General features: G+C 64.4%; 20 protein-coding genes and 2 riboswitches. Of the genes, 11 read left to right on the top strand and 9 right to left on the bottom strand.

Annotated features, from left to right (window positions below):
• Positions 1-21: 21 nt before the first annotated feature.
• Positions 22-230, bottom strand: a riboswitch (cobalamin riboswitch).
• Positions 231-347: 117 nt separating this feature from the next.
• Positions 348-573: riboswitch (cobalamin riboswitch) on the top strand.
• 97 nt (positions 574-670) lie between these two features.
• The 4 genes from ACZYR5_RS27565 to cobM all read left to right on the top strand — a co-directional run bounded on the left by ACZYR5_RS27565 (position 671) and on the right by cobM (position 2,939).
• A complete protein-coding gene (locus tag ACZYR5_RS27565; protein ID WP_027620347.1) occupies positions 671-862 on the top strand; it encodes a CbtB domain-containing protein in 192 nt (63 codons plus the stop codon).
• Positions 863-873: 11 nt separating this feature from the next.
• The gene (locus ACZYR5_RS27560; RefSeq protein ID WP_489092601.1) at positions 874-1,581 is read left to right on the top strand and encodes a CbtA family protein; all 708 of its coding nucleotides are present in this window, start codon (positions 874-876) and stop codon (positions 1,579-1,581) included.
• Positions 1,578-1,991 carry a cobalamin biosynthesis protein gene (locus ACZYR5_RS27555; protein WP_489092600.1) on the top strand — a complete coding sequence of 138 codons (414 nt, stop codon included), beginning with the start codon at positions 1,578-1,580 and terminating at the stop codon, positions 1,989-1,991. The genes ACZYR5_RS27560 and ACZYR5_RS27555 overlap by 4 nt, the downstream gene beginning before the upstream one ends.
• A gap of 201 nt (positions 1,992-2,192) precedes the next feature.
• Positions 2,193-2,939: a precorrin-4 C(11)-methyltransferase gene (gene cobM / locus ACZYR5_RS27550; RefSeq protein WP_489092599.1), complete on the top strand. Its 747-nt coding sequence runs from the start codon at positions 2,193-2,195 to the stop codon at positions 2,937-2,939.
• A 223-nt stretch (positions 2,940-3,162) separates the two neighbouring features.
• On the opposite strand, the gene nfuA is transcribed toward cobM, so the two are convergent.
• Together nfuA and ACZYR5_RS27540 are read right to left on the bottom strand one after the other, a co-directional pair.
• Positions 3,163-3,747, bottom strand: a complete 585-nt coding sequence (gene nfuA / locus ACZYR5_RS27545; protein WP_008059275.1) for a Fe-S biogenesis protein NfuA — start codon at positions 3,745-3,747, stop codon at positions 3,163-3,165.
• A 103-nt stretch (positions 3,748-3,850) separates the two neighbouring features.
• A complete protein-coding gene (locus tag ACZYR5_RS27540; RefSeq protein ID WP_489092598.1) occupies positions 3,851-6,142 on the bottom strand; it encodes a fatty acid cis/trans isomerase in 2,292 nt (763 codons plus the stop codon).
• Between the two features lie 156 nt (positions 6,143-6,298).
• Here ACZYR5_RS27540 and metH point away from each other — a divergent pair, with 156 nt between their 5' ends.
• Positions 6,299-10,009, top strand: a complete 3,711-nt coding sequence (gene metH / locus ACZYR5_RS27535) for a methionine synthase (RefSeq protein ID WP_489092597.1) — start codon at positions 6,299-6,301, stop codon at positions 10,007-10,009.
• Positions 10,010-10,184: 175 nt separating this feature from the next.
• Positions 10,185-10,616: a glycine zipper domain-containing protein gene (locus ACZYR5_RS27530; RefSeq protein ID WP_489092596.1), complete on the top strand. Its 432-nt coding sequence runs from the start codon at positions 10,185-10,187 to the stop codon at positions 10,614-10,616.
• A 198-nt stretch (positions 10,617-10,814) separates the two neighbouring features.
• On the opposite strand, the gene ACZYR5_RS27525 is transcribed toward ACZYR5_RS27530, so the two are convergent.
• Entirely contained in the window at positions 10,815-12,005 is a 1,191-nt protein-coding gene (locus ACZYR5_RS27525; RefSeq protein ID WP_489092595.1) for a benzoate/H(+) symporter BenE family transporter, read from the bottom strand.
• 128 nt (positions 12,006-12,133) lie between these two features.
• Here ACZYR5_RS27525 and pdxR point away from each other — a divergent pair, with 128 nt between their 5' ends.
• Complete coding sequence (pdxR, locus tag ACZYR5_RS27520; RefSeq protein WP_489092594.1) at positions 12,134-13,621, top strand: MocR-like pyridoxine biosynthesis transcription factor PdxR; 1,488 nt, start codon at positions 12,134-12,136, stop codon at positions 13,619-13,621.
• Between the two features lie 49 nt (positions 13,622-13,670).
• Here pdxR and ACZYR5_RS27515 read toward each other — a convergent pair whose 3' ends face one another.
• From ACZYR5_RS27515 to ACZYR5_RS27495, 5 genes are all read right to left on the bottom strand, one after another.
• Positions 13,671-14,744, bottom strand: coding sequence for a 2,3-butanediol dehydrogenase (locus ACZYR5_RS27515; RefSeq protein WP_489092647.1), 1,074 nt, complete (start codon positions 14,742-14,744; stop codon positions 13,671-13,673).
• A gap of 87 nt (positions 14,745-14,831) precedes the next feature.
• Positions 14,832-15,944: an acetoin dehydrogenase dihydrolipoyllysine-residue acetyltransferase subunit gene (locus tag ACZYR5_RS27510; protein WP_489092593.1), complete on the bottom strand. Its 1,113-nt coding sequence runs from the start codon at positions 15,942-15,944 to the stop codon at positions 14,832-14,834.
• Positions 15,944-16,960, bottom strand: coding sequence for an alpha-ketoacid dehydrogenase subunit beta (locus ACZYR5_RS27505; protein WP_489092592.1), 1,017 nt, complete (start codon positions 16,958-16,960; stop codon positions 15,944-15,946). Before ACZYR5_RS27505 ends, ACZYR5_RS27510 begins: the two co-directional genes overlap by 1 nt.
• Positions 16,961-16,993: 33 nt before the next feature.
• Positions 16,994-17,971 (bottom strand): thiamine pyrophosphate-dependent dehydrogenase E1 component subunit alpha, encoded by a 978-nt coding sequence (locus tag ACZYR5_RS27500; protein ID WP_489092591.1) that lies wholly within the window; start codon positions 17,969-17,971, stop codon positions 16,994-16,996.
• 2 nt (positions 17,972-17,973) lie between these two features.
• On the bottom strand, positions 17,974-19,050 hold the full coding sequence (locus ACZYR5_RS27495) for an ATP-NAD kinase family protein (RefSeq protein ID WP_489092590.1): 1,077 nt from the start codon (positions 19,048-19,050) through the stop codon (positions 17,974-17,976).
• A gap of 331 nt (positions 19,051-19,381) precedes the next feature.
• Between ACZYR5_RS27495 and ACZYR5_RS27490 the strand changes: the two genes are divergently transcribed.
• Positions 19,382-21,274, top strand: coding sequence for a sigma-54-dependent Fis family transcriptional regulator (locus tag ACZYR5_RS27490; protein WP_489092589.1), 1,893 nt, complete (start codon positions 19,382-19,384; stop codon positions 21,272-21,274).
• Between the two features lie 149 nt (positions 21,275-21,423).
• On the opposite strand, the gene ACZYR5_RS27485 is transcribed toward ACZYR5_RS27490, so the two are convergent.
• The gene (locus ACZYR5_RS27485; RefSeq protein ID WP_489092588.1) at positions 21,424-22,047 is read right to left on the bottom strand and encodes a helix-turn-helix domain-containing protein; all 624 of its coding nucleotides are present in this window, start codon (positions 22,045-22,047) and stop codon (positions 21,424-21,426) included.
• A 192-nt stretch (positions 22,048-22,239) separates the two neighbouring features.
• Between ACZYR5_RS27485 and ACZYR5_RS27480 the strand changes: the two genes are divergently transcribed.
• The 3 genes from ACZYR5_RS27480 (at position 22,240) to ACZYR5_RS27470 (ending at position 24,939) form a co-directional block, all read left to right on the top strand.
• Positions 22,240-23,376 (top strand): NAD(P)/FAD-dependent oxidoreductase, encoded by a 1,137-nt coding sequence (locus ACZYR5_RS27480; protein ID WP_489092587.1) that lies wholly within the window; start codon positions 22,240-22,242, stop codon positions 23,374-23,376.
• A 39-nt stretch (positions 23,377-23,415) separates the two neighbouring features.
• Entirely contained in the window at positions 23,416-23,793 is a 378-nt protein-coding gene (locus tag ACZYR5_RS27475) for a RidA family protein (protein WP_489092586.1), read from the top strand.
• A gap of 84 nt (positions 23,794-23,877) precedes the next feature.
• The gene (locus tag ACZYR5_RS27470; RefSeq protein ID WP_489092585.1) at positions 23,878-24,939 is read left to right on the top strand and encodes a YkvI family membrane protein; all 1,062 of its coding nucleotides are present in this window, start codon (positions 23,878-23,880) and stop codon (positions 24,937-24,939) included.
• The last annotated feature ends 355 nt before the right edge of the window (positions 24,940-25,294 follow it).

Raw genomic sequence — 25,294 nt, 5'->3', positions numbered from 1 at the left:
GGATCACCCCGCCCGGTTGTAGTGAGAATCTGGATCGAGGCAGGTCTCCTGGCTGACGGTGGGCCGGTCTTTCGACTGGCGGTTTCTGCGCCTTCCCGCCGCTCGAAAGAGCGTGCAGTGGCCTGGCAGCGACGACACCGTTCACAGTTGCGGGGGCAGCCGCGGCATCGACCGCGTTCCCTTCTTAGCTTCGGCGCTGGGGCCGAAGAACCTCGAAGGTGCAAGGCTACGCATCGTACTGGGCCTGGTCAATGTTTGTGGTGGCCACTGATCCATTGTGGGAGCGAGCCTGCTCGCGAAGGGTTCAACCCGGTCCCAGGATTGACGCCAGCACCCGCCCATGCTCTCCTACACAGCTTGTTACGGGTGCCCTTCACAGGGTGAAACGGGAAACCGGTGAATCATGTGCTTTACTCCAAAGCCATGTCAGTCCGGTGCTGCCCCCGCAACGGTAAGCGAGCGAAGAATCACAGCCACTGTGCCTGCTGTAGGGCATGGGAAGGCGATTCTTGCAGGTTTGGCCAGTGCCAGCCCCTCGTGAGCCCGGAGACCGGCCCGCAATACTTGAATAACAAACCCGCGGTGGGCGGGCGCTGTTTGAGTTTCCGCGGCCTGCTCGCGGAGGCTTGCATGCGCACGGATCACCCCTGACTGACCAGAGGTAAGCGCCATGTCGACCATCAGCAGCACCCGCCACGCCACCGCCGCCGGCACCACCACACTGGGCCAACGCCTGGTGGCCGCCCTCAGTGCCTCGATCCTCGGTGCCTGCCTGGTGTATTTCGCCGGCTTCTCGCACATCGAAGCCGTGCACAACGCCGCTCATGACACCCGGCACAGCGCCGCTTTCCCGTGCCACTGAGACCTGCCCAGATGATCAAGCGTATTGCTCAAACCGCAGGTTTCAGCGGGCTGCTGGCCGCCCTTCTGCTGACCCTGCTGCAAAGCTTCTGGGTCTCGCCGCTGATTTTGCAGGCCGAGACCTACGAGAAATCCGAGCCCGTCGCAGAGCACGTGCATGAACATGCCGACTCGGCGATGGCTGCCCACAGCCACGACGCCGAAGCCTGGGAACCGGAAGACGGCTGGCAGCGCGTGCTGTCGACCACCGGCGGTAACCTGGTGGTGGCGGTCGGTTTTGCACTGATGCTCGCCGGTCTCTACACCCTGCGCTCCCCGACCCGCACGTCCCAGGGCCTGCTCTGGGGCCTGGCCGGCTACGCCACTTTCGTGCTCGCGCCGACCCTCGGCCTGCCGCCGGAGCTACCGGGTACTGCCGCCGCCGACCTGGCGCAACGGCAGATGTGGTGGATCGGTACTGCCGCTTCTACCGCTGCCGGTATCGCGCTGATCGCCTTCGGCAAAAACTGGCTGCTGAAGGCACTCGGCGTGGCCATCCTGGCGGTGCCGCACATCGTCGGCGCACCGCAACCGGACGTGCATTCGATGCTCGCCCCCGAGGCCCTGGAAGCACAGTTCAAGATCGCTTCGCAGCTGACCAACGTGGCGTTCTGGCTGGCCCTGGGGCTGATCAGCGCCTGGTTGTTCCGACGCAAAAGCGCAGGTGACTATCAGGCATGAGTGAAACGCGCGCGGCGCCGACCCTGGTGGTCGGCCTCGGCTGCCAACGCGGCTGCCCGGCCAGCACGCTGCGCGCGTTACTCGATCAGGCCTTGCAGGCTCAGCGGATCGATCTGCAATCGATCACCGCGCTGGCGAGCATCGACCTGAAACGCGATGAACCTGGTCTGATTGAACTGGCTGAGCAATTGGGTTTACCGCTGACCGTGTTCAGCAGCGAGCAATTGTCCGGCTATCAAGAACAGCTCAGCCACCAGTCGCAGATCGCTTTCGAGCGCACGGGTTGTTACGGCGTCGCCGAAAGCTCTGCCCTCGCCCTGGCCGAAGCACTGGCCCAGGCGCCGGCGACCTTGCTGATTTCACGGCAGAAGTATGCGCAGGCGACCTTTGCGTTGGCGTGTGCGGGGTAATGATTTCCTGCACCTGTAGGAGCGAGCTTGCTCGCGAAAAACGTTAACGATGACACGAGCATCCTGAATAATTGCGGCGCCCTCAAGTTTTTCGCGAGCAAGCTCGCTCCTACAGTTTCAACAGCGAACATTGCCATAATCCCCCTTTTCATCATGAGCATCGCTCATCTGCACCCTTCCCTACCCCCTCAGGAGCCGGCCATGACCGTCTACTTCATCGGCGCCGGCCCCGGCGATCCGGAACTGATCACCGTCAAGGGCCAACGGCTGATCCGCAGTTGCCCGGTGATCATCTACGCCGGCTCGCTGGTGCCAGCTGCCGTGCTCGAAGGCCATCAGGCCGAACAGGTGGTCAACAGCGCCGAACTGCACCTGGAACAGATCATCGAGCTGATATACGAGGCCCACGCCCAAGGCCAGGATGTGGCTCGCGTGCACTCAGGCGATCCGAGCCTGTACGGCGCCATCGGCGAGCAGATCCGCCACCTGCGGGCACTGGATATTCCGTTCGAAATCATCCCCGGCGTCACCGCCACCGCCGCCTGCGCGGCGTTGCTGGAAGCTGAATTGACCCTGCCGGACATCGCCCAGAGCGTGATCCTCACCCGTTATGCCGACAAGACCACGATGCCCGCCGGCGAGTCGTTCAGCAGCCTGGCCGCCCACGGCACCACCATGGCCATTCATCTGGGGGTCAATCACCTGGAGAAAATCATCGCTGAACTGCTGCCCCATTACGGCGCGGATTGCCCGATTGCCGTGGTGCACCGGGCCAGTTGGCCGGATCAGGACTGGGTGCTGGGGACCCTGGCAGATATCGCCGAGAAGGTGCAGGCCAAGGGTTTTCGCCGCACGGCGTTGATTCTGGTGGGCCGGGTGTTGGCCAGTGACAGCTTCAGCGAGTCGTCGCTGTATCGCGCGGGACATGCGCATTTGTATAGGCCGTAGATGTAACCTCGATGAATGCGGTGTGGCTGATGGCCTCATCGCGAGCAGGCTCGCTCCTACAGTGGGATTTGTGTCGGTCACAAATACTGTGATGTATGCGAAACCCTGTAGGAGCTGGCTTGCCAGCGATGGAGGCCAACGATGACACGTGATATCGGGATGTACACAGGCATAAAAAAACGGCGCTCACGGGGCGCCGTTTTTTTGGGTCGCAGCGAACGCCTTAGTAGTAGGCGTTTTCTTTCTGCGTGTGGTCGGTCACGTCGCGCACGCCCTTGAGCTCCGGGATGCGCTCGAGCAGGGTGCGCTCGATGCCTTCCTTCAGGGTCACGTCCGCCTGGCCGCAGCCCTGGCAGCCGCCGCCGAACTGCAACACGGCGATGCCGTCTTCCACCACATCGATCAGGCTGACCTGGCCGCCGTGGCTGGCCAGCCCCGGGTTGATTTCGGTTTGCAGGTAGTAGTTGATGCGCTCGTTGATCGGGCTGTCGGCGTTGACCATCGGTACTTTGGCGTTTGGCGCCTTGATGGTCAGCTGGCCGCCCATGCGGTCGGTGGCGTAGTCGACGACAGCGTCATCCAGGAAGGCTTCGCTGAAGTGATCGATGTAGGCGGTGAAGCTTTTCAGCCCCAGCGCGGTGTCTTCCGGCTTTTCCTCGCCCGGCTTGCAGTAGGCAATGCAGGTCTCGGCGTACTGGGTGCCAGGCTGGGTGATGAAGACGCGGATGCCGATGCCCGGAGTGTTCTGCTTGGACAGCAGATCAGCCAGGTAATCGTGGGCGGCGTCGGTGATGGTAATAGCGGTCATGGAATTTCCTCGCAGGCTTGGGCGCAGTTTACGCCAAACGTGGCGCCGGACAAAGTCCCAGTATTTTTGTCGGGTTAAAGCGCGGGCCTGAACCCGCGCTCAATCACAGGTTCTCGTAGCGATTCATGTCCAGCACGCCCTCTTCCACCGGGTCGGTTTCGTGGATATAGCGGCTCAGATCGTGGAAATACACCCAGAACAGCGGATGGCTGCGGCGAATGCCCCAACGCTCGACAATGCGCTCGAAACGGTTGGCGTCCTTGGCGTTTTCCATGTCCTCGACGAATTCCGGCACGTCGGCCACCGGGATATTGAACATGAAATTCGGGTAGCTGCTGAGCACCCCGGGGTACAGGGTCAGGGTGTCCAGACCCGGCTGATAGCGCAGGGATTCGCCGAGCATGAACGCGACGTTGCTGTGGGCGCGGTTGCGCAGCAGGCTGTAGATCTCGCGCTTGCCGCCGGGCACTTCGATGCGCAGCATGGTCGCTTCCGGCAATTGGTCGATCACCTTCAAGCCCGCCGCCGGGCGCGACACCAGGCGACTCAGGACCTGTTCAGCACCCTGCAGCGCCGGGTCGATATTGGCCCGCGAGCAGTAGGCACCGTCGCAGCGGTTGATTGGGTCGGGCCGGGCATTCAGGTCGCCGTAGCGCGCCAGCAACTGATGGGTGAAGTCGCGCATCGGGTCCTTGGGGTCCAGGCTCAGCGCAGTCGGGGTGTCGTCGTCGATGTTTTCATAGTCCATCCACATCTTCAGCTTGCCGCTGTTCTGGTACCAGTCGTCGAGGTAGGCATCCCGCGAGTCGGCCGGCATCAGGCGCAGGAAGTTCAGCTCGGCGCCGTTGCGGATCAGGTCGAAATACAGCCGCGTCTGCGCCTGGTGCGAGACGTTGCCGTAGACGTCGAAGTTCACCGCCAATTGGTAGTAGGTGCGCTCCAGCAGCGGGTAGTCGAACAGCCACATGGTCTGCGGCACATCGCCGATCAGGCCCTTGGTCACCGAAGCGCTGTCGAAGTGGCGGAAGATGCTCAGCAACGAGTTGTCATTACCGGCCCACAGGGTCGACCAGCTCGGCGCCGGCGCCTCGGCGTAGCTGTCGCGGCGCAGGGCTTCGTAATCGTTGCGCTTGTCGCGGTAGGTGTGCCACAGGCTCAGGACGCTGCCGACATCATCATTCTGCCCGGGCATCGCCAGCAGCGGCGTGGCCTGGCGCCGGTAGTTCGGATCGACGATGTACAGGTCATGCTCGGGGGCCTGGAACAGCGCCCAGAAGTTGTCGCGGATCACATCGGTCGCGATCTGCCCACGGCACACCGGGCCACGTATAAAGGTGCGCACGAAGTATTCGGCGTTATCCAGCATGAACTGATAGCGCGCCTGGGCGGGGATCGCCTGAAAGGTCTCGAACGGGTTGGCGCGGCGCTCCGGGCCGTAGCCGGGCAAGGCGTCGACCTGCCAGTTGCCGCTGTAGAACAGGCTCTTGACCCGGGCCAGCTTGGCCGGGCTCAGCGGATAACTGATGTGGGTCTTGTGCACGATCACCCCCTGCACCGGCCACAGGCGGTAGTACACCTGGGTGCCCGGGTCATCGTTGGGGCGGCGGCTGGCGATCAGGTCGATCGGCTGGCCGGTCGGGGTGCGCGAACGCACCCACTGGAAGAAGTGCCCGGGCTCGCCATTCTTGAAGTAGACATGGGCGAGGAACAAATGCTCGTACAGCCAGCGCGCCACCAGGCTTTCCCGGGCGCCCGGGGCATTCAGCAGATTTTCCCATTGCACCACCTGCGCGGCTTCTTGCGCGTTCGGCGCCAGGGCCTGTTCATCGATGGGCGCGCCCGAGGCCAGCCAGCGTTGCAGGGTCTGGTATTGCGCGTCGGTCAGACCGGTGACCGCCAGGGGCATGCCTTCTTTCGGGTGCTGGCTGGCATAACCGTCGAATTCCGCCGGCTGCGGGCACATATTATTGCGGTTGAGCCCCAGGACGATGTCTTCCGGCAGCCTGGCATTCGGTTGCAGCGGAGTCTGGTGCCCCAGCTCGAGCATCCGCGCCATCAACGCGGCCTGACTGCCCTGAGACTCGATCACCGGGTAGAAGCCCTTGTTCTGCCAGGCTTGCTTGCCAAAGGCGTCGTAAAAAATCCGCGTCGGGCTCGACGCCGTGCTGCGATCACCGTCATAGACCGGGACCTTGCTCGCGCCGCGCGCCGCGCCTTCGCCGCTGCCCAGGTTGAGCTGACAGGCGGCGTCGTTGCAAGCGTGGCAGGCCACGCACTTTTCGGTGAAGATCGGTTGAATGTCGCGGGTATAGGAGATCGCCGGCGAGCTGCCTTGCGCTACCGCGAAACTGCTGATGAGCAGCGCAAAAAGGCTGATGTAAATGCGATACGACATGTGCCGGGTCCCGAGCGTGAAAAATCGTCGCGATTCTACCGGGCCAGCACCCTGCCCAACATGAGCGATATTCATGCAAAAGCGCCCCATGCTCCAATCGCGCACAGGTTTGTTATGATTCCCGCCCTTCGTAATAGGCTTACCAGGTAGTCCTTCATGTCCGATCGCAGCGCTCGCCTCCACGTTCTCAAGCAAGCCCTCAAAGAGCGCATCCTGATTCTCGATGGCGGCATGGGCACGATGATCCAGAGCTACAAGCTGGAGGAACAGGACTACCGTGGCAAACGCTTCGCCGATTGGCCGAGCGACGTCAAGGGCAACAACGACCTGCTGGTGCTGACCCGCCCGGACGTGATCGGCTCGATTGAAAAAGCCTACCTCGACGCCGGCGCCGACATTCTCGAGACCAACACCTTCAACGCCACCCAGGTGTCCCTGGCCGACTACGGCATGCAGGGCCTGGCGTACGAGTTAAACGTAGAAGGCGCACGCCTGGCGCGCAAGGTGGCCGACGCCAAGACCCTGGAAACCCCGGACAAGCCGCGCTTCGTCGCCGGCGTCATCGGCCCGACCAGCCGCACCTGCTCGCTGTCGCCGGACGTCAACAACCCGGGCTACCGCAACGTCACCTTCGATGAACTGGTGGAAAACTACACCGAGGCCGCCAAGGGCCTGATCGAAGGCGGCTCGGACCTGATCCTGATCGAGACCATCTTCGATACCCTGAACGCCAAGGCGGCGATTTTCGCCGTGCAGGGCGTGTTCGAAGAGCTCGGCTTCGAGCTGCCGATCATGATTTCCGGGACCATCACCGACGCCTCCGGCCGCACCCTGTCGGGCCAGACCACCGAAGCGTTCTGGAACTCCATCGCCCACGCCAAGCCGATTTCCGTCGGCCTGAACTGCGCCCTCGGCGCCAGCGAGCTGCGACCGTACCTCGAAGAGCTGTCGAACAAGGCCAACACCCACGTTTCGGCGCACCCTAACGCCGGCCTGCCCAACGAATTCGGCGAATACGACGAGCTGCCGGCGGAAACTGCGCGGGTCATCGAAGAATTCGCCCAGAGCGGCTTCCTCAATATCGTCGGCGGCTGCTGCGGCACCACCCCGGGGCACATCGAAGCCATCGCCAAGGCGGTCGCCGGCTACGCGCCACGGCAGATCCCGGACATTCCCAAGGCCTGCCGCCTGTCGGGCCTCGAGCCGTTCACCATCGATCGCAGCTCGCTGTTCGTCAACGTCGGCGAGCGCACCAACATCACCGGTTCCGCCAAGTTCGCCCGGCTGATCCGCGAGGACAACTACACCGAAGCCCTGGAAGTCGCCCTGCAGCAGGTCGAGGCCGGCGCCCAGGTGATCGACATCAACATGGACGAGGGCATGCTCGATTCGAAGAAGGCGATGGTCACGTTCCTCAATCTGATTGCCGGCGAGCCGGACATCTCCCGCGTGCCGATCATGATCGACTCCTCGAAATGGGACGTGATCGAAGCCGGCCTCAAGTGCATCCAGGGCAAGGGCATCGTCAACTCGATCAGCATGAAAGAAGGCGTCGAGCAGTTCATCCACCACGCCAAGCTGTGCAAGCGCTACGGCGCTGCAGTGGTGGTGATGGCCTTCGACGAAGCCGGCCAGGCCGACACCGAAGCGCGCAAGAAGGAAATCTGCAAACGCTCCTACGACATCCTGGTCAACGAAGTCGACTTCCCGCCGGAAGACATCATCTTCGACCCGAACATCTTTGCCGTGGCCACCGGTATCGAGGAGCACAACAATTACGCGGTCGACTTCATCAACGCCTGCGCCTACATCCGTGACGAGCTGCCGTACGCGTTGACCTCCGGTGGCGTGTCCAACGTGTCGTTCTCGTTCCGTGGCAACAACCCGGTGCGCGAGGCGATCCACTCGGTGTTCCTGCTGTACGCGATCCGCAGCGGCCTGAGCATGGGTATCGTCAACGCCGGCCAGCTGGAGATCTACGACCAGATTCCGCTGGAGCTGCGTGACGCGGTCGAGGACGTGATCCTCAACCGCACCCCGGACGGCACCGACGCCCTCCTCGCCATCGCCGACAAGTACAAGGGCGACGGCAGCGTCAAGGAAGCCGAGACCGAAGAGTGGCGCAACTGGGACGTCAACAAGCGCCTGGAACACGCGCTGGTCAAGGGCATTACCACCCACATTGTCGAAGACACCGAAGAGTCGCGCCTGTCGTTCGCCCGACCAATCGAGGTCATCGAAGGTCCGCTGATGTCGGGCATGAACATCGTCGGCGACCTGTTCGGCGCCGGCAAAATGTTCCTGCCGCAGGTGGTGAAATCCGCCCGCGTGATGAAACAGGCGGTGGCCCACCTGATCCCGTTCATCGAGCTGGAAAAAGGCGACAAGCCGGAGGCCAAGGGCAAGATCCTGATGGCCACGGTCAAGGGCGACGTGCACGACATCGGCAAGAACATCGTCGGCGTGGTGCTGGGCTGTAACGGCTACGACATCGTCGACCTCGGCGTAATGGTACCGGCGGAGAAAATCCTCCAGATCGCCAAGGAGCAGAAGTGCGACATCATCGGCCTGTCCGGGCTGATCACCCCGTCGCTGGACGAAATGGTCCATGTTGCCCGCGAAATGCAGCGCCAGGATTTCCACCTGCCGTTGATGATCGGCGGCGCGACCACGTCCAAGGCGCACACCGCGGTGAAGATCGAGCCCAAGTACAGCAATGACGCGGTGGTCTACGTCACCGATGCCTCCCGTGCCGTGGGTGTGGCGACCCAGTTGCTGTCCAAGGAACTGAAGGCCGGTTTCGTCGAGAAAACCCGCGAGGAATACATCGAAGTCCGCGAGCGCACCGCCAACCGCAGCGCCCGCACCGAACGCCTGAGCTACCCGGCGGCGATCGCCAAGAAACCGCAGTTCGACTGGGACAGCTACCAGCCGGTGGTGCCGACCTTTACCGGCGCCAAGGTGCTGGACAACATCGACCTCAAGGTCCTGGCCGAGTACATCGACTGGACGCCGTTCTTTATCTCCTGGGACCTGGCCGGCAAATTCCCGCGCATCCTCGAGGATGAAGTGGTCGGTGAAGCCGCCACCGCGCTCTATGCCGATGCCCAGGAAATGCTCGCCAAGCTGATCGACGAGAAGCTGATCAGCGCCCGTGCGGTGTTTGGTTTCTGGCCGGCCAACCAGGTGCATGACGACGACCTGGAAGTCTATGGCGACGACGGCAAGCCCCTCGCCCGCCTGCATCACCTGCGCCAGCAGATCATCAAGACCGACGGCAAGCCGAACTTCTCCCTGGCCGACTTCGTCGCGCCCAAGGACAGCGGTGTGACCGACTACGTCGGCGGCTTCATCACCACCGCCGGCATCGGTGCCGAGGAAGTGGCCAAGGCCTACCAGGACGCGGGCGACGACTACAACTCGATCATGGTCAAGGCCCTTGCCGACCGTCTGGCCGAAGCCTGTGCCGAATGGCTGCACCAGCAGGTGCGTAAAGAGCATTGGGGTTATGCCAAGGATGAAGCGCTGGACAACGAAGCGCTGATCAAGGAGCAGTACAGCGGCATTCGCCCGGCACCCGGCTACCCGGCCTGCCCGGACCACACCGAGAAGGCCACGCTGTTCAAGTTGCTCGACCCCGAGGCCCAGGAACTCAAGGCCGGACGCAGCGGCGTGTTCCTCACCGAGCACTACGCAATGTTCCCGGCGGCGGCCGTCAGCGGCTGGTACTTCGCCCACCCGCAGGCGCAGTACTTCGCCGTGGGCAAGATCGACAAGGACCAGGTGCAAAGCTATACCGCGCGCAAGGGCCAGGAACTGAGCGTGACCGAACGCTGGCTGGCGCCGAACCTGGGGTATGACAGCTGATAAAGACCCTGTAGGAGCCGGCTTGCCGGCGAAGGCGGCGGGCCTGACACACCGAGGCGCCTGGTTCGCTGCGTTGCGGCGTCCCGACAAGCCAGCTCCTACAAGCCTCGAATCGAACTTTGTAACGCCGCGACACTCTACATCTGCAACACCCTCACACACGGAAAACCTCATCATGCGTTTGACACTTTCAGCTTTGGTCATGGGCATCCTGATCTCCCAAGGCGCACTGGCTGCCGGCGATGGCAGCGCGGCGGTCGGCGGCGGGCTGGGGGGTGCGCTGGGTAATGTGGTGGGCGGCCAGCTCGGCGGCAGTACCGGTGCGGCCATTGGTGCCGGCGTCGGCGGCGCCGCGGGTGGCGCGATCGCCGCGCCCAAGGGCAACCGCAACGAAGCCGCCATCGGCGGTGGCCTGGGTGCCGCGGGTGGCTCGGTGGTCGGCAATGCACTGGGTGGCTCGACCGGTTCGACCATCGGCGCCGGCCTCGGCGGCGCAGCGGGTGGCGCCGTCGGCAACAACCTCGCCGATGACGACAACCACTCCAGCCACAACAGCCATAACGGCAAGCACAAACATAAAAACAAGCACAAGAACAAGCATCACTGAGGCTTGATCGGTACTGACGCGTGCTTGGGCGAAGCACGCGTCAGGCGCCTCTGCAGGTTGACTGACAATCGAGTGATCGACTCCAATCTCTGTAGGAGCTGGCTTGCCAGCGAAGAGGCCGGCACATTCAACAACTGCAGCACCTGACACTCCGCTTTCGCTGGCAAGCCAGCTCCTACAGTTTGAACCGCGATGGCATCAGTGCCTGCCCCGCGCATGAATCAACCCATGCATCGCCAGCCCCAGCACCACCCCCCAGAACGCCCCACCCAACCCCCACAACGTGACATTCGCCGCCGTCGCCAAAAAGGTGATCAACGCCGTTTCACGTCCGCGCACATCGCCCAACGCCGTCGCCAGACTGCCGCCAATCGCCCCCAGCAACGCCAGCCCAGCCAGGGTGCTGATAAAGCTCGCCGGCAGGATTACAAACAAGGTCGCCAGGGTGCTGCCAAAAATCCCCACCAGCACATAGAACACCCCACAGGCCAGGCCGGCGATGTAGCGCTTGCCCGGCTCCTCATGGGCTTGCGGACCGGTGCAGATCGCCGCGGTGATCGCCGCCACGTTAAACGCATGGGAGCCGAATGGCGCCATCAGCAGCGAGCCCAGCCCGGTCACGGTGAGAATCGGATTGGCACTGGTGCTGTAGCCATCGTTGCGCAGTACCAGCATGCCCGGCATGTACTGCCCGGTCAGGGTTATCACAAACAACGGGAGGGCGACGCTGAGCAGTGCCTTGAGGGAAAACTGCGGGGTGGTCCACAGCGGCTCGGCGAGGCTCAACTCGACGCCGGCGAAACTCACCTGCCCCAGCCCGAGCAACAACAGGATGCCCAGCAGCAACACGCCGACAATCGCATAGCGCGCCGTAAACCGCCGCAGCAGCCCATAGCCGAGCACCAGCACGCCGACCAGCAGTGGATCGACGCTCGCCCCGCCAAAGGCACCCACGCCAAAGCGCAACAGAATGCCCGCCAGCAAGCCCGCGGCGATCCCCGGCGGAATCAGGCGCACCACCCGTTCGAAGCAGCCCGACAGGCCCAACAGGACAAAACCCAGCGCCGACAGCAGGTAGGCGCCGATGACCTCGCCATAGGGCACCTCCGGCAGCACGGTGATCAGGAACGCCGCGCCGGGTGTCGACCAGGCGGTGATGATCGGCGCGCGATAGCGGTAGCTCAGCCACGCTCCGGTCACACCCACGCCTATCGAGATCGACCAGATCCACGACGCCGTCTGCTCGGGGCTCAGCCCGGCGGCTTTCGCGCCCTGGAACACCAGGATGAAGGTGCCGCCGTAATTGACGATCACCGAGATCAATGCGGCGACGATCGGGTGCAACAGATCGCTGGATTTGATGGGCAAAGTGAGCGCGGTGGTTTTCATGGGTGCAGGGCCTTCTGTTGCGCATGACGAATTAGCAAGGGCGCGAGTATTGAGTCAAAATGGCCTGCGGAAAATATCCACTTCCTGCTCTTTGACTAGACCACTTCCTCAGCGCCAGGACGGCCCACATGAAGACCCGCACCACCGCCTACCCGCTCTGGAACGCCTTTCTCCCTGCCTCCGACAGCCCGTTGCCATTGCGCGAACAGCTGCTGCGCTTCCTGCGCAAGGGAGTCGCCGAGCGCAGCCTGGCAGCCGGCGTGCGCCTGCCCGCCTCGCGCCTGCTGGCGGACGAACTGGGCGTGTCACGCATGACGGTGACCGGGGTCTACGAGCAATTGATTGGCGAAGGTTTCCTTGAGGCACGGCCGGGCGCGGGGACCTATGTCGCGGCCCGCATCGACGCCCCACGGCCTGCCGGCCCGGGCACTGCACGCCCGATATCGCGTGGCTCGCAGCGTGGCCGTCAATTCACAGGATTGGATTCCATGTCCCTGGGCCATCCCGACTGGCCGCTGACCCCCGGGCTGCCGGCGCTGGATGCCTTTCCCCATGCCTTGTGGGGCAAGCTCGAGGGCCGCTTCTGGCGCAACCACGCAGCGGCCCACTCCGCCTATGGCGATCCCCAGGGCCTGCTGTCCCTGCGGGCCGCCCTGGCCGATTACCTGGGCGCGTCGCGGGCCATCGCCTGCCGTGCCGAAAACATCATCATTACCCCCGGCGCCCAGGCCGCGGTGTCGATTGCCGCACTGGCGATTGCCGATCACGGCCAGCAAGCCTGGGTCGAAAGCCCCGGCTATGACGCTACCCACCGCAGCCTGGCGTTGGCCGGGCTCGACAGTGTGGGAGTGCCGGTGGACGCCCAGGGACTGGACGTCGAGGCCGGCCGCCGCCTGGCGCCCGAGGCCCGGCTGGCACTGGTCTCGCCTTCTCACCAATACCCCACCGGCGTGACCATGAGCCTGGAACGCCGCCTGGCCCTGCTGAAATGGGCGGACCAGGCCGACGCGATGATTCTCGAGGACGACTACGACAGCGAATTCCGCTACGCCTGCGCGCCAACCCCGGCACTCAAGGCACTGGACGGCAATCACGGCCGGGTGATCTACGTCGGCACCCTGAGCAAGCTGCTGATACCCGGCCTGCGCCTGGGTTTCCTGGTAGCGCCGGATGCCTGGGTCGATGTGCTGCAGCGGGTGCGCAACGGCAGCGGATACCGCGTGCCGAAAGCCCTGCAAGCCACCGCCGCCGAGTTCATCAGCCAGGGTCATCTGGGCCGCCACATCCGCCGTGCCAAGGCGCTCTATAGCGAACGCCGTGGCGCGTTACTCGAAGCGCTGGCCAGTGAGGCCCAAGGGCTGCTGTCGGTCAGCCACACCAGCACCGGCTTGCATCTGCTGGCGTACCTGGCGCACGGCTGCGATGACCACGCACTGACGCTCGCCGCACGCGAACAGCAGATCGGTGCCGGGGCCTTGTCCAGGTTGTATGTCGGTCATGCAGCCCGGGTGCAACAAGGGCTGTTGCTGGGCTTTGGCAACACGCCGGCGGGGTCGATGCGCGGCGCGGTGCAGACGCTGTGCCGGCTGATCGAAGCGCAACCAGGCCAGGGTTAATCAATAAAAAATGCGATGGCCGCTGCCGGCCATCGCCAAGTCGCCCGCTTCAGGCGCTGAACGTACGGCTCGGTGAAACGATGATCTTGACGTTGTGCTCCTTGTTGTTGACCAGCTCTTCGAAGCCCTGGCCGACAATCTGCTCGAGCTGGATGCGCCCGGTCACCAGCGGCGTGATGTCCAGACGGCCGTCGGCAATAAAGGCGATCACGTCGGCGAATTCACCGTTGTAGGCCAGGGCGCCGAGCACCTGTTTCTCGGTGGCCACCAGTTCGAAGAAGTTGAACTCGCTGGGCTCCTCGAAGATGCCCACCAACACGCACTTGCCGGCCTTGCGGATCAGGTCGATGGCCAGCTTGGCGGTGTGCTTGTTGCCGATGCACTCGAAGCTGACATCGGCCCCCAGCCCGCCCGTCAGGCGCCGGACCTCGGCCAGGGCATCGCACTCCTTGGGGTCGAGCACATGACTGGCGCCGACTTCCAGCGCCTTGGCCTTGCGCGCGCCAGACATTTCCAGGGCGATCACCTGGGCCGCGCCGGCGGCCTTGGCGCACATGATGGTGCACAGGCCGATGGTCCCGGCGCCGACCACCACCACGTTCTGGCCCAGCAGGCTGCCGGCCTTTTTCACCGCGTGCATGCCCACCGCCAGCGGCTCGATCAAGGCTCCGGCTTCAGCGGGAAAGTTGGCCGGCAGTTTGTACAGCAGATTGGCGGGCACGTTGACCCACTCGGCGAACGCACCGTTGTTCATCAGCCCGGTGAACGCCAGGTTCTCGCAGATGTTGTACAGGCCGTGGGTGCAGTAGTAGCAGGTGCCGCAATGCTGACACGCGTCGGCGGCCACCGCTTCGCCGACGCTGAAGCCCTCGACCCCGGCACCCAGCGCGACGATCTCGCCACAGAACTCGTGGCCGAGGATGCACTGGCCCTTGATGCCGGTCAGCGGGTGCGGCGCCTCGACCGGAATAAACACCGGCCCGGCCACGTACTCATGCAGGTCGGAGCCGCAGATGCCGCACCACTCGACGCGGATCTGCACCCAGCCGGCGGGCGGCGCCACCGGCAGCGGCACGTCTTCGACGCGGATATCATTGCGGCCATGCCAGACCGCCGCACGCATGCTTTGCACAGGATTGATTGCACTCATCTTCACATCTCCATGAAATCAGATCGGCCCGGTGACCGTTGCCGCTCACCGGGCAACGGTTCAAAGGGTCTGCACGAAGTCCAGGATCAGCCGGTTGACCTGCTCGGCCGCCTCCATCTGCACCATGTGTGCCTGGCCCGGGAGGATCTCGACGCGAGCGTTGAGGCCCTGGCTGTGACTCGCCGGAATGATCGCGTCGGCGTCGCCCCAGATCACCAGCACCGGGCGCTCGCCCTGCTGCACCACAGCACGCAGATCGGCCTGCTGGCGGCCATCGGCAAACAGGCTCGCCGACAATTGCCGCAGGGCGTCATCCACGCCTTCGAGGCGCTTGTACTTGAGCATGTCTTCGAGCATCGGCCGGTTGACCAGCTCGGCGTTGGAGAACAGTTGCATCAGCGGCGCCTTGAGCGCGTTGCGATTGCTCCCCTCGACAAAGCCCCGCAGGTAGTCGCCATTGATCTCCTGCCCGAGGCCGGCGCTGCCGATCAGGGTCAGTGAACACACACGGCGCGGCGCCAGGCGTGCGGCATTGAGCGACACCGCGCCCCCCATGGAATGCCCCACCAGGTGCGCCAGCGGAATGTCCAGGTGATCGAGCAGGCCCAGTACCACCGCGCTCAACTCATCCAGGTCGCCACGCTGCAAGGCCTTGCTCGACTCGCCATGCCCGGGCAGGTCGAGGGCGATCACTCGCCGCCCTGCCGCCAGCGCTTCGTGGTTGAACAGCCAATTGTTCAAGTCGCCGCCGAAGCCGTGCACCAGCACCAGCGGGATGCCGCCGCTGCCACGCTCGAAATAGCGGATCGTGCGGCCATCGAGTTCGACCTTCTGCGGCTTCGGACCGAGGTCTTCCTCGGCACCGTCGCCGGGTACGAACGAGGCCTGGAACTGCTCGATCACCGCGTCGATCTCGGCCTCGCTGGCTTCGCCTTCGACGACGATGCCGAGCAGCGCACCGACCGCCAGGGTCTCGTCCTGGCGGGCGATCTGCCGCCGCAGCACGCCGCTGAACGGCGCTTCGACGCTGCTGGAGATCTTGTCGGTCTCGACGTCCATGACTTCGTCGCCCTTGCTGATGGCCTGGCCTTCTTCCTTGAGCCAGGCATCCACCCGGCCCTCGGTCATCGACAAGCCCCACTTGGGCATGGTCAGGGTATGGATCTGGCTCATCAGCGCTTGCTCCACTCGATCAGCTTGAGCACGGCGTTCTCGATCTTCGCCGCGTCCGGGATATACAGGTCTTCCAGGGCGTCGGAGAACGGCACCGGGGTGTGCGGCGCGGTGACCATCTCGATCGGCGCCTTGAGCGCGCCGAAGGCTTTTTGCGCGACCAGCGCCGAGATGTCGGTGGCCATCGAGCAACGCGGGTTGGCCTCGTCGATCACCACCAGACGCCCGGTTTTCTCGACGCTTTCGAGGATGCTGTCTTCGTCCATCGGGCTGGTGGTGCGCAGGTCGATCACCTCGCAGTCGATGCCGCGCCCGGCCAGGCTGCGGGCAGCGTCCAGCGCGGTATTGACGGTGCGGCCGTAGGACACCAGGGTCACGTCCTTGCCGTCGCGCAGGAAGTTGGCTTCGCCGAAGGGGATGCTGTAGAGCTCTTCCGGCACCTCGCCCTGCATGCTGTAGAGCAGCTTGTGCTCGCAGAAAATCACCGGATCGTTGTCGCGAATCGCCTGGATCAGCAGGCCCTTGGCGTCATAGGGCGACGACGGGCAGACCACCTTGAGCCCGGGAATGTGGGTCCACAATGAGGTGAGCATCTGCGAGTGCTGGGCGGCGGCGCGCAGCCCGGCGCCAACCATGGTGCGGATCACCAGCGGCGTGGTCGCCTTGCCGCCGAACATGTAGCGAAACTTGGCGGCCTGGTTGAGGATCTGGTCCAGGCAGCAGCCGGCGAAGTCGACGAACATCAACTCGCACACCGGGCGCACGCCGCAGCTCGCCGCCCCCACCGCCGCGCCGACGTAGCCGATCTCCGACAAGGGCGTGTCGAGTACCCGCCCGGGAAACTGGTGATAGAGGCCCTTGGTCACCCCCAGCACCCCGCCCCAGGCGTCGTTGTCCCCGGGCGCACCGGCACCGCCGGCGACGTCTTCACCCATGATGAACACGCTCGGATCGCGGCGCATTTCCTGGGCCAGGGCTTCGTTGATTGCCTGCTGATAACTGATTTTTCTCGCCATGATTGAGTTCTCGATTCTTGTTATGGGGGGCGTTCAGGGATAAGCGACGTAGACATCGGTCAGCAGGTCGGCGGCGCTCGGCTTGGGGTCGGACTTGGCCTTGCGCACGGCGTTCTCGATCAGCGTCTCGACCTCCTGGTCGATGCGGTCGAGCTGACTGGCTTCGAGCAGCCCGGCGCGGGTGGTGCGCTCACGGAACTGCATCAGGCAGTCGCTGTGCTCACGGAAATGCTTGACCTCGTCGGGTGCGCGGTAGGTCTGGGCGTCGCCTTCGAAGTGACCGTAGTAGCGGGTCAGCTTGACCTCGATCAGCGACGGTCCCTCACCGGCCCGTGCCCGCTCGACGGCGGCAGCGGCGGCTTCATGGACGGCGAAGAAGTCGAAGCCGTCCACCGTGACCCCGGGCATGCCGAAGCCAGCGGCGCGGTCGGCGATGTGGTCGCAGGCCACCGACCAGTTGGACGCCGTGGCCTCGGCGTAACCGTTGTTTTCAGCGATGAACAGGCACGGCAGGTTCCACACCGAGGCCATGTTCATCGCTTCGAACACCGCGCCTTCGTTGGAGCCGCCGTCACCGAAGAACACCACCGCCACCGCGTCGGTGCCCTTGAGCCGGGCTGCCAGCGCCGCGCCTACCACCAGCGGCGCACCGGCACCGACGATGCCGTTGGCGCCGAGCATGCCCTTCTCGAAATCGGCGATGTGCATGGAGCCGCCCTTGCCCTGGCAGACCCCGGTTTTCTTGCCGTAGATCTCGGCCATCATGCCGAACACATCCACGCCCTTGGCGATGCAATGGCCGTGGCCACGGTGGTTGGAAGCGATGCAATCGTCATCGCGCAGGTGCGCCATGACCCCCGCGGCCGACGCCTCTTCGCCGGCATACAAGTGGACGAATCCGGGAATCTCGCCGGTGGCGAATTCCACGTGCAGGCGCTCTTCGAAAGCGCGAATGGTGCGCATCACCTGGTAGGCATGCAGCAATTGCTCAGCAGTCAGCGGTGTCGACATTTTTATTCTCCAGGAGTGTCTTGGGACTGAAGGTTCACGGGGTGTTGCGGATGTTCGCGGCCGATGGCCAGGAGGCGCTGCTGCGCGGCGCAGGCCAGGGTCGCCTCGACATCGATGCTCAGCGGGCCGCCGGCATCGAGGGTGACCGTGGGTCGGTCATGCACGTTGAATTCGATTTCCCGCTCGCCATCCAGCGCCAGGGTGCCGCTGGCCAGCGCCAGGCCATGGGCGACGCCCGGCTCCAGGCGACCGGCCGCCGCCACCCCGCAGCCTTGCAGCAGACCGGGGGCCAGCGGCACCAGCAGCGATTCCGGTGACTGTGGATCGAGGCGCATCCAGGCCCCGTGCGGTGCCTGACGCGGCACCGGCAGCCACAGCCCACAGAGCGCCGAGAGCCCGATCGATTGCGGCTCGGCAAAGGTCACGAAGACTTGCGCCAGGTCTGCCGCACGACTGATCGCCCGTGCGCCGACAAAGGCCAGCGATGACACCGCGACGTCCACCAGCGCCAGTTCGCACAGGCCACGCCGGGCCTCGCGCACCAACAGGCGCTTGTTGCGCCGCAGGGCAATCTGCGGAGGAATCCGTCCGCTGGCGTACAACCCGCCTGCGAGGCCGGCGCTGGTGGCTTCGCGCAATTCCGGAAAGGCATTGTTGGTGCCGGTGGACAGGGTCAGCAGCGGGATATCGCCAACCTCGGCGGCCACCGCCTTGTGGGTACCGTCGCCGCCAAGCACGGCGATCAGCGCCACCTCGCGTTCGGCCATCAGGCGCGCGGCCTGGCGGGTGTCGCTGACGTTCTGGCGCAGGGTGAAGTCGAGAAACTCGAGGGCCGGCCAGTGACTGTCGCGGGCCTGGCGACTGTGGCTGTTCTTGAGGATCGCCGCCGCCATGCCGATCATGTCGGTGGGCAGCAGCACCCGCTCAATGCCCGTGGCGCCAAAGGCGGCGAGCAGGCGCTGGATCACCGAAACCTTGTCGGTGCTGGAGAACAACCCCGCGTTGGCAGTCAGGCGTCGCACATCACGGCCCGATGCCGGGTTGGCAATGATGCCGACGGTCAGCGGCGGGCGCTTCATGAGGCGCTCCGCCAGGCAACGGGCAGCCACTCACGGAGACAGGACATACAGGCACCTCGAATTATTATTGGTCTTGCCCTGGCTTGAGCAAGGCCGGTGCCAGTTCGCGAAAAATCACTGGAAACGCCTGTTTTAGAGCGTTTTCTCGGTGCGCAATGGGCGCCAGCGACAGCCGCGACTGAGACGTCGGATGTCAGGCTGCACGGTGGCTCGGCGTGACCTTGAGACGTCGCGTCTCACTCGCCGCCGTACGCCGTCTGGCGCTTGTCGACGGCCAGAGAACGGCGCTTAATGGCCGCACAACGACAAGAAGCTGCACTCGGAGGCCTTAATGCTTTCCGCACACTCAAGGGCGCACGTCGATTGCGTCAGCCGTGTCCTGAAGAACGCCGACCACCTGCCACAACTGCCGGTGCCTGACCTGATTCTCGATTCGTGGCGCCGCTCCATGGAGCAACACCATCTGGACCCCGGCTCGCTGCAGGGGCCGCGCATCCTCTCCCAGCATGTGCTGCAGGAATGCCGCGAACGCTCGGAATTGTTCCTGCGCATCGCCAGCGAAGAAGTCGCGCGCCTGCACGGCCGCGTGCGCGATGCCGACTACTGCGTGCTGCTCACCGACGCCCAGGGCCAGACCATCGATTACCGGGTCGAAAGCACCATTCGCAACGACTGCCAGAAGGCCGGCCTGTACCTCGGCACCTGCTGGTCCGAGGGCGAGGAAGGCACCTGTGGGGTGGCAGCGGTGCTGACCGCCCGGGCGCCAGTCACGGTGCACAAGCGCGATCACTTTCGCGCAGCCTTTATCGGCCTGACCTGCTCCGCCGCACCGGTGTTCGATCCCCGCGGCGAACTGCTCGGGGTACTCGATGTGTCGGCGGTCCGTTCGCCCGATGAACGCCGCTCACAGCACCTGATCCGGCAAATGGTGGTAGAGAGCGCGCGGCAAATCGAACAGGCGTTTTTCATGAACAGCGCCGAGGGCTACTGGGTCCTGCGTGCCCACAGCAGCCCGGGCTATGTCGACAGTCAGCCGGACTATCTGCTGGCCTGGGATGACGACGGCCGCCTGCAGGCCCTCAACCCGGCGGCGCGGCACCTGCTGCTGCAGGGTTTTGGCCGCTTGCCCGAGCACATCGGCCAGGTCTTCGATCAGCAGCGCCTGCATGGAGCCCGCGACGAAGCCCTGTGCCTGTTGCCCAGCCCGGGACTTGGTCTGGTTTTGCACGGACGCCTCGGCGCGCCGCGTCGGCTGCCGCGCCATCGCCCGCGCCTGGCGCTGTCTCCCGCCGAACTCGACCCACGCGTGGAAGAAAGTCTGCGCCTGGCAGTGCGGGTCAAGGACCGCAACCTGCCGGTGCTGATCCAGGGCGAAACCGGCAGCGGCAAGGAAGTCTTCGCCCGCCAGTTGCACCAGGCCAGCCAGCGCCGCGAGCAGCCCTTCGTGGCGATCAACTGCGCGGCGATTCCGGAAGGCCTGATCGAGAGCGAACTGTTCGGCTACGTCGCCGGCGCCTTCACCGGCGCCGCCAGCAAAGGCATGCAAGGCCTGCTGCAACAGGCCGATGGCGGCACGCTGTTCCTCGATGAAATCGGCGACATGCCGCTGAGTCTGCAGACGCGCCTGCTGCGGGTGCTGGCCGAAGGTGAAGTGGCGCCGCTGGGTGGATCACGGCGCAAGGCGGTGGACATCCAGGTGATCTGCGCCAGCCACCGCGATCTGGAAACCCTGGTCAGCGCCGGGGCGTTTCGCGAAGACCTGTACTTTCGCCTCGCCGGTGCGCGCTTCCCGTTACCACCGCTGCGCGAACGCAGCGACCGGCTGGCCTTGATCAATCGCATCGTCGAAGAAGAATCGGCGCACAGCACGGCGCCGCTGCAACTGGGCGACGCCGCCCTGGAGTGCCTGCTCGGTTATCGCTGGCCGGGCAATGTGCGGCAACTGCGCCACGTCCTGCGCTACGCCTGCGCGGTGTGCGAGGGCCCGTTGATTCAACTGGCGGACCTGCCCGAAGCCTTGCGCAGCCCCGGCTTGCTGGCCCCACCGGCCGACGACATGTCGGAACAAGGCAGCAGCCCGGAACGCCAGACCCTGATCGATGCGCTGATCCGCCACCGCTGGAAACCCACCGCCACCGCCCAGGCCCTCGGCATCTCCCGCGCCACCCTGTACCGCCGGGTGCGCCAGCATGGCATTGATATGCCGGGGAGAAGCCCGGCGTAGCCACCTTGCATGGCGGGGCTGCGATTCTGTGGAGCTTGCAAGTCCCCCTGTAGGAGCCAGCCCGGGCGGCGTTCCGCTGCTGGCGATGAAATTGATGCGGTGTAGCGGCTGGCCCCATCGCGAGCAAGCTCGCTCCTACAATGTCGTGTTCAACGCTCCGACATCACCACCATCACTTCGGCATCCGCACCATCCTCGCCCAACGCCAGGTAGATATGCCCAACGCTGCTGTTGAAATAGGCGGTTTCGCGGCAGCCGATGGTGATCGATTCGCCGGTCTCGAATTGAATCCGCACACGCCCCGACAGCACCAGGGCGAACTCTTGGCCGGGGTGGCGGATGTAGTCTTCGAACTGGGTCAGTTCGCGGGCGAAAATCCGCGCGTACATGGGGGTCATGCTGCGCCCGGGAAAATCGCCAGCCATCGGGTGGTAGTCGTAATTGCCGGTGCTGTAGCCCGCAGCACTGTCGATGGCAGTGCTGACCACCGTGGGCTGGGCCGTATCCGACGGATCTTTTGCCGGGCTGAACAACTGGGCGATGTCGACGCTCATGGCGCGGGCGGCGGCGGCGAGTTTTTCGTAGCTGACCGAGACTTGCGCCAACTCCATTTTCGACAGGGTCGAGAGCGCCACACCGGAGCGTTCGGACAACTGCTTGAGCGTCAGTTTCTGCGATTTTCGGACAGCCCGCAGGCGCGCGCCGACCTGGGCACGGTCAATCAGCGGATGGGCGGTGGCACTGGAAGCGGGTGGTGCTGGGTTGGAACTCATGCAGTCTCTCTGATCATGCCAATTACCCTTCCTGGCGGTTGGGCCTGGACGCGTCGGGCAATACTACCTCAAGGCGAGCAACGGATGGCTTGACGGGAAAATTCTCATATCTTACATTTCTCTCATATGAGAATTTATTGACCCGACCGGGGCCCGCACTTTCGCCCCCCACCTTCCAGGAGGTTCGCCAGCATGCAAGACCGCGAGTGTTACGACTTCGTCATCATCGGCGGTGGAATCGCCGGCGCCTCCCTGGCCTATCGCCTGGCAGGCCACGCCAGCGTGCTGGTGCTGGAACGGGAGTCGCAGCCGGGCTACCACTCCACCGGCCGCTCGGCGGCGATGTTCATGGAGGCCTACGGCACCCCACAGATCCAGGCGCTGACCCGCGCCAGCCGGGCCTTCTACGAGCAGCCACCGGAGGGTTTCAGCGAGCACGCACTGCTGGAACCCCGAGGCTGCCTGTACATCGCCAGCCCGGAGCAACTGCCCCTGCTCGAACAAACCTACGCGAGCATTCGTGCCTGCTCGGACAACGTCTCGCTGATCGACGCCGCCCAGGCCCGGGCCCTGGTGCCCTGCCTGCGACCCGAGGCGCTCGGTGGAGCGATGCTCGAAACCGACGCCCGCGACCTCGATGTCCACGCCTTGCACCAGGGCTTTTTGCGTGGCATGCGCCGCGCCGGTGGGGTGCTGCAGTGCAATGCCGAACTGGTCGCGGCCCGCCACGAAGGCGCGCTCTGGCACCTGACCCTGGGCGACGGTTGCCGGGTGCAGGCGCGCACTCTGGTCAATGCCGCCGGCGCCTGGGCCGACCAGGTGGCGGCGTTGTGCGATGTCGCGCCGATTGGCCTGCAACCCTGCCGGCGTAGCGCGTTCACCTTCGAGGGTCCCGAGGACTGTGATTTCTCCCGTTGGCCAGCGGTGATCGGCATCGACGAAAGTTTCTACTTCAAACCCGACGCCGGGCAACTGCTCGGCTCACCGGCCAACGCCGACCCCGTCGCAGCCCAGGATGTAGTACCCGAAGAGCTGGATATCGCCACCGGGATCTATCACATCGAAGCCGTCACCTCGCTGCAGATTCAGCGTCCGCGCCACAGCTGGGCCGGTCTGCGCTCATTCGTTGCCGACGGTGACCTGGTGGTCGGCTGGGATGCACAGCGCCCTGGTTTTTTCTGGCTGGCGGCCCAGGGCGGTTACGGCATTCAGTCGGCCGCCGGGGTGTCGCAACTGGCTTGCGCGCTGTTGCTCGATCAGCCGGTGCCCGAAGAACTGCTGCGCCAGGGTGTCGACCCGCAACGGCTGGCACCGGCGCGCCTGCGCTGAACATTCACCTCCCATACTCACCGAAAAAGGCTCCCTGTCATGTCCAACGATCTCCAGCGCTTCCCCAGCACCCTGCCCTACCCGTTCTCGAAAGCGATTCGGGTCGGCGATTTCCTGTTCCTCTCCGGACAGATTCCCATGAGTGCCGACGGTGAAGTGGTGCGCGGCGATATCCAGGCGCAAACCGCAGCGGTCATGGCCCGCATCGGCGAAACCCTGGCCGAATGCGGCAGCAGCTTCGACCAGGTGGTGAAGGCCACCGTGTGGCTGTCAGACATGCAGCATTTCGCCGGCTTCAACGAGGTCTACCAGCGTCACTTCAACAACGGCTACCCGGTGCGCTCGACCGTCAGCGCCGGCCTGGCGCTGGGTGTCGATATCGAAATCGAAGTCCAGGCCTGGGTCGGCGGACGCTGACCCAGCCTCTTGTAATACCCCGGAAAGGCCCTGGACGGTGCCCTTCCCCAGCCTCCATAACAACAATAGATCGAGGGATTGCTCATGAAGGAAAGTCTGAAAATCGCCGGCGCATTCGTCGGTGTCATCGTCGGCGCGGGGTTCGCCTCGGGGCGTGAACTGTTGCAGATGTTCGTCGATTTCGGGGTCTGGGGTTTGCTCGGTGCGGTGGTCAGCGCCGCGTTCTTCACCTTCCTCGGCATGGCCCTGGCAGGCATGGGCAGTCGCTTGCAGGCGACCTCGCACAAGGACGTGGTGTATGCGTTGTGCGGTCGCTACCTGGGGGTGTTCGTCGACCTGATGATCACCTTCTTCATGTTCGCCGTGACCGTGGTCATGCTCGCCGGCGGCGGTGCGCTGCTGGAACAGCAGTTCGGCCTGCCAGCGATCTACGGCAGCGTGCTGGTGACGCTGATCGTGGTCGCCGTGGTCTGCCTCGACGTGCACAAGGTGATCGGCATGATTGGCGCCGCCACGCCATTCCTGATCCTCACCGCCGTGGGCGTAGCGCTGTATGGAGTCGCCACCCGCGACCTGAGCTTCGCCGAACTCGATCAACTGGCCAGCCAGCAGGAGGCCGGGGCCAGCCACTGGCTGTTGGGCGCGCTGTTATATGTGTCGTACAACATCGTTGCCGGGGTGCCGATCCTGGCGATCATGGGCGGCGCGGCGAAATCCGAGAAACAGGCGATCTGGGGCGGCATCCTCGGCGGTGCCGTGCTGGGCCTGTTGATGCTGGTGATGAGCCTGGGGTTGCTGTCGCGCCTGGACAGCGTCGCCGACTTGCCGATGCCGATGCTGTTCATCGCCTCTGAAGCCTCGCCGGTGCTGGGCCTGCTGATGGCGATCATCATTTTCTGCATGATCCTCAACACCGCCGTCGGCACCCTGTACTCGTTTTCGGCGCGGTTGCTGCCGGCCGGCACACGAAAATTTCGCCTCGGCTCGGCAGCGGCGGGTGCGCTGGCTTTCGTCGGTAGCCTGGTGGGTTTCATCAGCCTGGTCGGCCAGGTCTATCCACTGTTCGGCTACCTGGGCTTCCTGCTGATTGCCGCGGTGATCATCGGCTGGCTGCGTCTCGGCCGCCTGGCGCCGGCCAGCGCGTAAATACTGGCGGGCAATAACACAACGGGCACTCCAGGGAGTGCCCGTTTTGCGTTTATGGGCGCATCTTGACCCAGGCCATCAGCAGCGCCGACGGTCATAGGCTGCGCCGTCACCGCCAACGTCATCTCGCTGCTGCTGGGTGGCGGTGGAGAGTGCCGTGGAGGGCAACGTATTCAATTTGATCTGTAATTTGTTTGGGGCGGATAGTTGATGTGGGAAGTTTCTCTATAGTTGGTAATTACCCGATCTAACTTACAGATTATTCATAATTGAGCTGACACATCGCAACCAAGTATTGCCGAGGCGCCACTACGCAAGTTATTTCCTGTGGACTACATGATTTGCGGAAACGTCC

Source organism: Pseudomonas sp. F007 (assembly GCF_057814275.1).
Note: the sequence above shows the minus strand (reverse complement) of the source record. Positions and strands in the feature narration are given on the sequence as shown.

Coding starts and splice junctions, on each gene's coding strand:
- ACZYR5_RS27555 (WP_489092600.1), top strand. CDS start 1,578: ATGAGTGAAACGCGCGCGGCGCCGACCCTGGTGGTCGGCCTCGGCTGC.
- metH (WP_489092597.1), top strand. CDS start 6,299: ATGTCCGATCGCAGCGCTCGCCTCCACGTTCTCAAGCAAGCCCTCAAA.
- ACZYR5_RS27560 (WP_489092601.1), top strand. CDS start 874: ATGATCAAGCGTATTGCTCAAACCGCAGGTTTCAGCGGGCTGCTGGCC.
- ACZYR5_RS27475 (WP_489092586.1), top strand. CDS start 23,416: ATGTCCAACGATCTCCAGCGCTTCCCCAGCACCCTGCCCTACCCGTTC.
- ACZYR5_RS27470 (WP_489092585.1), top strand. CDS start 23,878: ATGAAGGAAAGTCTGAAAATCGCCGGCGCATTCGTCGGTGTCATCGTC.
- ACZYR5_RS27530 (WP_489092596.1), top strand. CDS start 10,185: ATGCGTTTGACACTTTCAGCTTTGGTCATGGGCATCCTGATCTCCCAA.
- ACZYR5_RS27480 (WP_489092587.1), top strand. CDS start 22,240: ATGCAAGACCGCGAGTGTTACGACTTCGTCATCATCGGCGGTGGAATC.
- ACZYR5_RS27540 (WP_489092598.1), bottom strand. CDS start 6,142: ATGTCGTATCGCATTTACATCAGCCTTTTTGCGCTGCTCATCAGCAGT.
- ACZYR5_RS27510 (WP_489092593.1), bottom strand. CDS start 15,944: ATGAGCCAGATCCATACCCTGACCATGCCCAAGTGGGGCTTGTCGATG.
- pdxR (WP_489092594.1), top strand. CDS start 12,134: ATGAAGACCCGCACCACCGCCTACCCGCTCTGGAACGCCTTTCTCCCT.
- ACZYR5_RS27495 (WP_489092590.1), bottom strand. CDS start 19,050: ATGAAGCGCCCGCCGCTGACCGTCGGCATCATTGCCAACCCGGCATCG.
- ACZYR5_RS27490 (WP_489092589.1), top strand. CDS start 19,382: ATGCTTTCCGCACACTCAAGGGCGCACGTCGATTGCGTCAGCCGTGTC.
- ACZYR5_RS27505 (WP_489092592.1), bottom strand. CDS start 16,960: ATGGCGAGAAAAATCAGTTATCAGCAGGCAATCAACGAAGCCCTGGCC.
- cobM (WP_489092599.1), top strand. CDS start 2,193: ATGACCGTCTACTTCATCGGCGCCGGCCCCGGCGATCCGGAACTGATC.
- ACZYR5_RS27485 (WP_489092588.1), bottom strand. CDS start 22,047: ATGAGTTCCAACCCAGCACCACCCGCTTCCAGTGCCACCGCCCATCCG.
- ACZYR5_RS27565 (WP_027620347.1), top strand. CDS start 671: ATGTCGACCATCAGCAGCACCCGCCACGCCACCGCCGCCGGCACCACC.
- ACZYR5_RS27500 (WP_489092591.1), bottom strand. CDS start 17,971: ATGTCGACACCGCTGACTGCTGAGCAATTGCTGCATGCCTACCAGGTG.
- nfuA (WP_008059275.1), bottom strand. CDS start 3,747: ATGACCGCTATTACCATCACCGACGCCGCCCACGATTACCTGGCTGAT.
- ACZYR5_RS27515 (WP_489092647.1), bottom strand. CDS start 14,744: ATGCGTGCGGCGGTCTGGCATGGCCGCAATGATATCCGCGTCGAAGAC.
- ACZYR5_RS27525 (WP_489092595.1), bottom strand. CDS start 12,005: ATGAAAACCACCGCGCTCACTTTGCCCATCAAATCCAGCGATCTGTTG.